This is a genomic window from Kitasatospora sp. NPDC057512 (assembly GCF_042802135.1).
Taxonomy (GTDB): domain Bacteria; phylum Actinomycetota; class Actinomycetes; order Streptomycetales; family Streptomycetaceae; genus Kitasatospora.
In genome coordinates, this window is the sequence record NZ_JBHVET010000328.1 from 1 (window position 1) to 8741 (window position 8741).

The following is an 8741-nucleotide window of genomic DNA, read 5'->3' on the forward strand; positions in this document are numbered from 1 at the left end:
GAATCCCCCACCGGGCCGCGGCCGCGCACTCGGGTGGTCAGCTCGCCTCGGAGCCCGCCGACTGGGCCGGGGCGCCCGCGCCGAGCAGGGCCGGCGAGGCGTAGCGGGACCAGGACAGGCAGCCGTCGGGCGGGCAGAACTCGGGGCGGCGCGGGTCGTGCCCGAGCTCGCGCAGCTTGGTCCGGACGGAGTCGGGCGTGCGGCCGAAGCGGGCGGCGATCCGGGCGACGGTCTCGCCCTCGTGGAAGCGCCGGACCAGCTCCTCCTCGTGCTGCGGCACCCAGGGGGCGCCGTGGCCGGGGTACAGCTCGCGCAGCACGTCGCGGTCGGGGATGGGCTCGGAGACGTCGGCGACGATCGCCAGCGCCCGCAGCGCGCGGTTGAGCGCGATCCGCAGCGAGGCGACGTCCTCGACCGGCAGGCGGAGCTTGCCCGAGGCGAGCGGTGCGGCGGCCGCCCCCTCGCGCCAGCCGGTCAGGGTGAGGGTGACCTCGCGGTCGTCGTCGCTGGCGAGTTCGATCCGGAAGACCTTGTCGCCCAGCGGGAGCTCGTTGAGATGACGGAATGCCATGGCTTGACCCCCAAGTGTCGTGCCAGGTACGCACCTTGGGGGTGCGCCCTGAACACCTTCATTCTCTCCCGGGGGTCTGACAATCCCGGGGCCGCGCAGCCCGTCCGGAGGCGGCTCAGCCCTTCTCCATGTAGGCCGCGCGGTCCTCGTCGAGCAGGCTCTCCAGCGCGGTGCGCAGCTCCGGGTGGGCGGCCAGGTCCGGGTCCTCGGCGACCAGTCGGGTGGCCTCGGTGCGGGCGGTCAGGATGACCTCCTCGTCCTCCAGTACCGAGAGCACCTTGAGCGAGGACTTCACCCCGGACTGGGCCTGGCCCAGCACGTCGCCCTCGCGGCGCTGTTCGAGGTCGATCCGGGACAGCTCGAAGCCGTCCAGGGTGCCGGCCACCGCGTCCAGCCGGGCCCGCGCGGCGCTGCCCGCGGGCATCTCGCTGACCAGCAGGCACAGGCCCGGCGCGCTGCCGCGCCCGACCCGGCCGCGCAGCTGGTGGAGCTGGGAGACGCCGAAGCGGTCGGCGTCCATGATCACCATCGCGGTGGAGTTGGGGACGTTGACGCCGACCTCGATCACCGTGGTGGCGACCAGCACGTCCACCTCGCCGGCCGTGAAGCGGCGCATCACCTCGTCCTTGGCCTCCGGCGCGAGCCGGCCGTGCAGGATCTCCACCCGCAGACCGCTCAGCGGGCCCTTCGCCAGCTTCTCGGCCGTCTCCACCACCGAGAGCGGCGGCCGCCGTTCGTCGCTCTCCGCGCCCGCGTCGGCGACCTCCTCGAAGCCGTCCTCGGCGGCCTTGCGCTTCTTCTTCTTCTTCGGGTCGGCCGCGGGCTCCTCGTCCCCGATCCGGGGGCAGACCACGTACGCCTGGTGGCCCTTGGCGACCTCCTCACGGACCCGTTCCCAGGCCCGGGTGAGGAAGTTGGGCTTCTCCAGCGCCGGGACGACGTGGGTGGAGATCGGCGAGCGGCCGGCCGGCAGCTGGTCCAGGACGGAGGTCTCCAGGTCCCCGAAGACCGTCATCGCGACGGTGCGCGGGATCGGGGTGGCGGTCATCACCAGCAGGTGCGGCGGCTGCTCGCCCTTGGCGCGCAGCGCGTCCCGCTGCTCGACGCCGAAGCGGTGCTGCTCGTCCACCACGACCAGGCCGAGGTCCTGGAACTGCACCTTGTCCTCGATCAGCGCATGGGTGCCGATGGCGATCCCGGCGTCCCCGCAGGCCATGTCCAGCAGCGCCTGGCGGCGGGCCGGGACGCCCATCGAGCCGGTCAGCAGCACCACCCGGGTGCCGAGGTCGGAGCCGCCGAGCATGCCGCCCTCGGCGAGGTCCCCCATCATCTCGACGACCGAGCGGTGGTGCTGCTGGGCGAGCACCTCGGTGGGCGCCAGCAGCACCGCCTGGCCGCCCGCGTCCACCACGGCGAGCATGGCGCGCAGCGCGACCATCGTCTTGCCGGAGCCGACCTCGCCCTGGAGGAGGCGGTGCATCGGGTGGTCGGTGGCGAGGTCGGCGGCGATCTCGGCGGCGACCTTCCGCTGCCCCTCGGTGAGGGTGAACGGCAGCCGGGCGTCGAAGGCGTCCAGCAGGCCGCCCTCGCGGGCCCTGCGCGGCTTGGCGGGCAGGGCGGAGTCGGCGGCCCGGCGCTGGGCGAGGGCGACCTGGAGCACGAAGGCCTCGTCCCAGCGCAGCCGGCTCTGGGCGCGCTCGCGGTCGGCGTGGCCGCGCGGACGGTGGATCAGCTCCAGCGCCTCGGGCAGCGGGATCAGGTCGTGCCGCTCGCGCAGTTCGGCGGGCAGCGGTTCGCCGACGTCGCCGAGGTGCTTGGTGAGCGCCGTCTCGACGCAGATCGACAGCTTCCAGCTGGGCATCTGCGCGCTGGCGCCGTACACCGGGATGAGCCGGCCGGCGAACTGCCGCGCGGCGTCGGAGCCGGCGTCCTCGTCGAGCAGCTGGTAGTCCGGCGAGACCAGCTGGCGGGTCCGGTTGAAGACCCCGACCTTGCCCGCGAACAGGCCCTGGGCGCCGGCCCTGAGCTCCTTCTGCCGCCAGCCCTGGTTGAAGAAGACCAGCGAGAGCCGGCTGCGGCCGTCGGTGACGACCACCTCCAGCCGGTCGCCCTTGCGGCCGCGGAACGGGATCAGGGTGACCTTCTCGATCCGGGCCAGCACGGTGACGTGCTCGTCGACCTCCAGCTCGTCCAGGCTGGTGAGCTGGCCGCGCTCGACGTAGCGGCGCGGGTAGTGGTGCAGCAGGTCCCCGACCGTGCGCAGCTTGAGGCTGTCGGCGAGCACCTTCGCGGTGCGGTCGCCGACGAGCTTGGTCAGTGGTTCATCGAGAGCGCCCATCAGCGCCTTGTTTACACCACCGGGCCGACAAACCGGGCCAGCGGCGGCCCCCGCTCCCGCCCCTACTCCACCCCGATGAGCAGCGGTGCCGGTTCCTGCCCGCCGTGGAAGACCACCGCGTCCACCTCGGGCCGACGGTGCCGGACGTGGGCGACCAGCCGGTCGGCGAGCGCCTCGTCGGTGCCGCCGCCGAGGACCAGGGTGACGAGTTCGCCGCCGGCCCCGAGCATCCGGTCCAGCACGCTCTCGCCGACCTCGGCCAGCCCGGCGCCGATCACCGCGACGTCGCCGTCGATCAGCCCGAGCACGTCCCCGGCCTGGCAGACCCCCGCCATCGTCCAGGACTCCCCCTCGGCGACGGCCAGCTCCGCGTAGCGGGTGGCGCCGGCGGCGGAGGTCATGGCGACCACGTCCTCGTCGAAGCGGCGACCGCCCTCGTGCACCGCGAGCGCGGCCAGCCCCTGCACCGGCGAGCGGGTGGGCAGGACGGCGATCCGCACCCCTTCCTCGCGCAGCTGGTCGGCGGCGGCCCCGGCGGCGGCGCGCAGTTCGGGGTCGTTGAGCAGCAGGACGACCTCGCGGGCGGCCGAGCGGCGCACCGCGTCGGCGAGTTCGGCGCTGGCCGGCGGGCGGTCCGGGTCGGCGTGCAGGACGACGGCGCCGGCCTGCTCGCAGAGCTCCGCCAGGCCCTCGCCGGAGACCACCGAGAGCACCGCTCGGGCCCGTTCCTCGCGTTCGCCGCGCTCGGCGGCGGTGCCGGAACGGGCGGCGGCCTCGGCGAAGTGGGTGATCCGGATCTGGTGCGGGCGGCCGGCGCCGACCCCGGCCTCCACGGCGGCGCCCGCGTCGTCCACGTGGACGTGGACGTTCCACAGGCCGTCGCCGCCGCCGATCACCAGCGAGTCGCCGAGCCCGCCTAGCCGCTCGCGCAGCGCGGGCAGCGCCTCGTCGGGGGCGTCCAGCAGGTAGATGACCTCGAAGGCGGGGTGGCCGGGGCCGGGCGGCCGCAGGTGCGTCTCGCAGCTCTCCAGGGCCCGGACGTCCCCGCGCAGTGCGACCGGCCCCATCGGCTGCTGCCCGGCGACGGCGTCGGCGAGCGCGCCGAGGACGGCCACCAGGCCGCGCCCGCCGGCGTCCACCACCCCGTTCTCGGCCAGGACGGCGAGCTGCTCGGGGGTGTGCCGCAGCGCGTCCCGGGCGGCCCGGTAGGCGGTGTCGGCGACCTGCGCGAGCCCGTCCCCGGCCCGGACGACCTCCCGGGCCGCGACCCGGGCGACGGTCAGCAGGGTGCCCTCGACGGGCTCCGCGACGGCCTGGTAGGCGGAGTCCGCGGCCCGCTGCAGGGCGGCCCGCAGCTGGTCGGCGCCGCCGCCCTCGGCGAGCGTCTCGGCGGTGCCGCGCAGCCACTGGGCGAGGATCACCCCGGAGTTGCCCCGGGCCCCGATCAGCGCGCCGCGGGCCATCGCCCGGACCGTCTCGGCCAGCCCGGGGGCCGGGTCGGCGGCGGGGTCGGCGAAGCGGCTCTCCACCTCGGCGGCGGCGGACTCGACGGTCAGGTAGAGGTTGGTGCCGGTGTCGCCGTCCGGGACGGGATAGACGTTGAGCGCGTCGATCTCCTCGCGGGCCTGGCCGAGCGCGCGCAGGGCGAGCTGGCACCAGGTGCGCACGGCCGGGGCGTCGAGCGTGTGCAGCACCAGGTCTCCTCCGGACGGGACGCCGCGGCGGCCCGGGCTCGGTGACGCGGGCCGGGCGGCGGCAAGGGGTGATACCGGCAGGTTATCGGGGGGCGGGGAGGGTCGTCCGGTCCGGCGGGCAGGAGCGATCACTCGGCCGGTCATGGTAGTTTCGTGGGACGGAAGCAAGCGTTGTATGCTCTTCCGGTTGCCTGGAACCGTCCAGGCTCACCCCCTTGTCCGGTCTGGTGCACGCGAGTGTTCTGGTGGCTGAGTGGGGTTTTCGAAAGTATCTGATCTGAAGTCTTGGAGTGACTCCTGTGGCTGCCAACTGCGACGTCTGCGGCAAGGGGCCGGGCTTCGGCAACAGCATCTCCCACTCTCACCGCCGTACCCCCCGTCGTTGGAACCCCAACATCCAGACGGTGCGCGCTGTGATTGGGCGGACGCCGAAGCGGCTCAACGTCTGCACCTCGTGCATCAAGGCCGGTAAGGTCTCGCGCTGACGCGCAGACCGGCATGCCGGTCCTCCAGTGAGCCGGTTCATCCTCGGATGGGCCGGCTTCACTGTTTCCGTGGCCGGTTGCGCCGATTTCCGGACGTGACCGTGGTGGGCGGGCTCCTCTGAGGAGTCCGCCCACCGCTGTTTTCCGGATGTTCCGGATGTTCCGGACGTGCCGGGCCTCCGCTAGCGCCAGCGCCAGGCGTGGTCGACCGGGCCGATGCCGGCGCCCAGGGCGAAGCCCCCGGCGATCGCGCCGGTGATGTACTCCTTGGCCGAGGCCACCGCCCGCGGCAGCGGCTCGCCCTTGGCCAGGCCGGCCGCGATCGCGCTGGCCAGGGTGCAGCCGGTGCCGTGGGTGTGGCGGTTGTCGTAGCGCGGCGCCCGGAACCAGTGCACCTCGTCCGGTCCGCCGTACAGCAGGTCGGCGGCCTCGCCCGGCAGGTGCCCCCCCTTGACCAGCGCCCAGCGCGGCCCGAGGTCGACCAGCGCCTTGGCGGCGTCCAGCATCTGCGACTCGTCCTCGACGGCCAGCCCGGTGAGCTGGGTCACCTCGTGCAGGTTGGGGGTGGCCAGGGTGGCGACCGGCAGCAGCTTCTCGCGGACGGTGGCGACGGCCTCGGCGACCAGCAGCGCGTCCCCGTGCTTGGAGACCCCGACCGGGTCGACCACCACCGGGGCGTCCACCCCGGCCAGCAGCTCGGCGACGGTCTCGACGAGTTCGACCGAGGCGAGCATCCCGGTCTTCACGGCCTGCACCCCGATGTCGTCCACCACGCTGCGGAACTGCGCCCGGACGGCTTCGGCGGGCAGTTCCCAGTAGCCCTGGACGCCGAGCGAGTTCTGCGCGGTGACGGCGGTGATCACGCTCATGCCGTGGACGCCGAGGGCGAGCATCGCCTTGAGGTCGGCCTGGATGCCGGCGCCGCCGCCGGAGTCGGAGCCGGCGACGGTGAGCACGCGGGGGGGAGCAGTCGAAGCCATGGCCCCAACCTACCCGCGCCGTTTCACAGCACCGCTTCGGACTCCGCCCAGCGGTCCTCCGGCACCGTCTTCAGCCGGGTCACCGCGTCGCCGATCGGCAGCATTTCGATGCCGGTCCGGCGCAGCGCGGTGAAGTGCCCGAACGCCCCCTGGTGGACGGCCTCCACCGCGTGCCAGCCGAACCGGGTGGCGAGCACCCGGTCCCGGGCGGTCGGGGTGCCGCCGCGCTGGACGTGGCCGAGGATGACCGGCCGGGCCTCCTTGCCGAGCAGGTCCTCCAGCTCGTGGGCGAGCCGGTTGCCGATCCCGCCGAAGGTCCGGTGGCCGTACTGGTCGACCTCGCCGTGGTCGAAGCGCATGGTGCCGGGCACCGGGGAGGCACCCTCGGCGACGGCGATGATGGCGAACTTCTTGCCGCGCGCGAAGCGGTCCTCGATTATCCGGGCCACCGCCTCGATGTCGAAGGGCTTCTCCGGGATCAGGATGCCGTGCGCACCGCCCGCCATGCCCGCGGTGAGGGTGATCCAGCCGGTGTGCCGTCCCATCAACTCGACCACCATGACGCGCTGGTGGGACTCGGCGGTGGTCTTCAGCCGGTCGATCGCCTCGGTCGCGACGTGCACGGCGGTGTCGAAGCCGAAGGTCACGTCGGTGGCGTCGATGTCGTTGTCGATGGTCTTCGGCACCCCGACCACGGGCAGTCCGGCGTCGCTGAACAGCTTGGCGGCGGTCAGCGTCCCCTCGCCGCCGATCGCGATCAGCGCGTCGATGCCGATCTCCCGGGCGAGCGTCCTGGCGTTCTCCACCGCCCAGGCGATCCGGTCCCGCCGGACCCGGGCCGAGCCCAGGATGGTGCCGCCGAGGGTGAGCAGGCCGGTGACGTCGTCGTGCGTGACCGTCCTGGTGCGGCCCTCGATCAGCCCGAGGAAGCCGTCCAGGATGCCGACGATCTCGTCCCCGTGGACGTCGGTGCCCCGGTGCACCACCGAGCGGATCACCGCGTTGAGGCCGGGGCAGTCGCCGCCGCTGGTCAGTACACCGATGCGCATCTGTGGTGTGCTCCCGCTCGCAGTGGTTCGGGCCGCCCGCGCCGGACGGGCGGGCCGGGGTGTCGCAAGCCTACGCACAACGCACCCGCGAAGCCCGTCCCCCGCGCACCGGAGCGTCACGCGCCGTCCGCCGTACGGGGATCGGCGCGCGGCCGCGCGCTACTCGGCGAAGTGGTCCCAGCCGCCGACCCGGTCCCAGGGCGCGCCGTCGACCGTCACCCGGCCGCTGCGGCTGCCCGTCGGGCGGCCGGTCACCTCGCCCACCACCCGCCAGCGGGACGGGAGTTGGACCCCGCGGGGGAAGGTGGCGACGATCGCGTGGTCCTCGCCACCGGAGAGCACCCAGACCAGCGGGTCCACCCCGACCGCCTGGCCGATGTCGGCCATCTGCGCCGGGACGTCGAAGTCGGCGGCCTTGAGGTCGATGTCCACCTCGCTGGCCCGGGCCACGTGGCCGAGGTCGGCGACCAGCCCGTCGCTCACGTCGACCATCGAGGTCGCGCCCAGGTCGGCCGCCGCCGGGCCCGCGTGGTACGGCGGTTCGGGGCGGCGGTGCGCCTCGACGAAGGCGCGCGGGGAGCGGAAGCCGCGCTGGAGCACGGTCAGGCCGGCGGCCGACCAGCCGAGCCAGCCGGACACCGCGACCACGTCGCCGACCTGCGCGCCGGAGCGCGTCACCGGCGCCCGCCCCTGGAGGTCGCCGAGCGCCGTGATGGCCAGCGTGACGGTGTCGCCGCGCACCACGTCTCCGCCGACCACCGTGGCCCCGGCCACCTGGCACTCGTCGCGCAGCCCGTCCATCAACTCGGTGGCCCAGGTGGTCGGCAGGTCCGCGGGGGCGACCAGGCCGAGCAGGATGGCGGTCGGCACCGCCCCCATCGCGGCCACGTCGGCGAGGTTCTGGGCGGCGGCCTTGCGGCCCACGTCGTAGGCGGTGGACCAGTCCCGGCGGAAGTGCCGGTTCTCGATCAGGACGTCCGTGGTCGCCACCACCCGGCCGTCCGGAGCCCGCACCACCGCGGCGTCGTCACCCGGGCCGAGGTCGACGGCATCGGTGAGCGGTACCCGGGCGGTCAGCTCCCTGATGAGGCCGAACTCGCCGAGCTCGCCCACGGTCCCCTGCATCTGCCGTCCTCTCGCGTTTCCATCCGATTCGGTCCCCGTCGCGCTCCCCCGCGCGCAGCGTACGCCCTTCGGGAGCATCGAGGTCTCCCCTCCCCGGCCCGCAGCGCGGTAGCGTGGTGATCAGACTGCCGGTGAGCCCACCCACCCACACACCTGACCGGGCGATCACGGCGGCTATCCCCCCTAACCGGCCGCCGGGAGGTCCCCGTGGTACAGGCATACATCCTGATCCAGACCGAGGTTGGCAAGGCCACCGCCGTGGCCCGGACCATCGCCGGGGTCCCCGGCGTCCTGACCGCCGAGGACGTCACCGGCCCCTACGACGTGATCGTCAAGGCCGAGGCCGAGACGGTGGACGAGCTGGGCCGCATGGTGGTGGCCCAGGTCCAGAAGGTCGAGGGCATCACCCGCACCCTCACCTGTCCCGTGGTGCACCTGTAGGTCGGTGCGCCCGTGGGCCGGCGCACTCGTGGGCCGGTGCGCCGGTACGTCGGCGCAC

At 74.1% G+C, this 8741-nt stretch carries 8 protein-coding genes; 2 read left to right on the forward strand and 6 right to left on the reverse strand.

The features are described from left to right. Nucleotides 1–37: 37 nt before the first annotated feature. The 3 genes from ACFU6K_RS21460 to ACFU6K_RS21470 form a co-directional block, all read right to left on the reverse strand. Nucleotides 38–571 (reverse strand): hypothetical protein, encoded by a 534-nt coding sequence (locus tag ACFU6K_RS21460; protein ID WP_380665307.1) that lies wholly within the window; start codon nucleotides 569–571, stop codon nucleotides 38–40. A 115-nt stretch (nucleotides 572–686) separates the two neighbouring features. Further along, nucleotides 687–2909 carry an ATP-dependent DNA helicase RecG gene (gene recG, locus ACFU6K_RS21465; protein ID WP_380665309.1) on the reverse strand — a complete coding sequence of 741 codons (2223 nt, stop codon included), beginning with the start codon at nucleotides 2907–2909 and terminating at the stop codon, nucleotides 687–689. Between the two features lie 62 nt (nucleotides 2910–2971). Then, nucleotides 2972–4603 (reverse strand): DAK2 domain-containing protein, encoded by a 1632-nt coding sequence (locus tag ACFU6K_RS21470; RefSeq protein ID WP_380665311.1) that lies wholly within the window; start codon nucleotides 4601–4603, stop codon nucleotides 2972–2974. A gap of 299 nt (nucleotides 4604–4902) precedes the next feature. On the opposite strand from ACFU6K_RS21470, the gene rpmB reads away from it, so the two are divergent. Next, nucleotides 4903–5088 carry a 50S ribosomal protein L28 gene (gene rpmB / locus ACFU6K_RS21475; RefSeq protein ID WP_014138233.1) on the forward strand — a complete coding sequence of 62 codons (186 nt, stop codon included), beginning with the start codon at nucleotides 4903–4905 and terminating at the stop codon, nucleotides 5086–5088. Between the two features lie 182 nt (nucleotides 5089–5270). Here rpmB and thiD read toward each other — a convergent pair whose 3' ends face one another. The 3 genes from thiD to ACFU6K_RS21490 all read right to left on the reverse strand — a co-directional run bounded on the left by thiD (nucleotide 5271) and on the right by ACFU6K_RS21490 (nucleotide 8242). Further along, nucleotides 5271–6068, reverse strand: coding sequence for a bifunctional hydroxymethylpyrimidine kinase/phosphomethylpyrimidine kinase (thiD, locus tag ACFU6K_RS21480; RefSeq protein ID WP_380665313.1), 798 nt, complete (start codon nucleotides 6066–6068; stop codon nucleotides 5271–5273). 23 nt (nucleotides 6069–6091) lie between these two features. Continuing rightward, complete coding sequence (locus ACFU6K_RS21485) at nucleotides 6092–7117, reverse strand: ATP-dependent 6-phosphofructokinase (protein ID WP_380665315.1); 1026 nt, start codon at nucleotides 7115–7117, stop codon at nucleotides 6092–6094. Between the two features lie 159 nt (nucleotides 7118–7276). Then, a complete protein-coding gene (locus ACFU6K_RS21490; RefSeq protein ID WP_380665317.1) occupies nucleotides 7277–8242 on the reverse strand; it encodes a thiamine-phosphate kinase in 966 nt (321 codons plus the stop codon). A 207-nt stretch (nucleotides 8243–8449) separates the two neighbouring features. Here ACFU6K_RS21490 and ACFU6K_RS21495 point away from each other — a divergent pair, with 207 nt between their 5' ends. Beyond that, nucleotides 8450–8683, forward strand: coding sequence for an Lrp/AsnC family transcriptional regulator (locus tag ACFU6K_RS21495; protein WP_380665319.1), 234 nt, complete (start codon nucleotides 8450–8452; stop codon nucleotides 8681–8683). The last annotated feature ends 58 nt before the right edge of the window (nucleotides 8684–8741 follow it).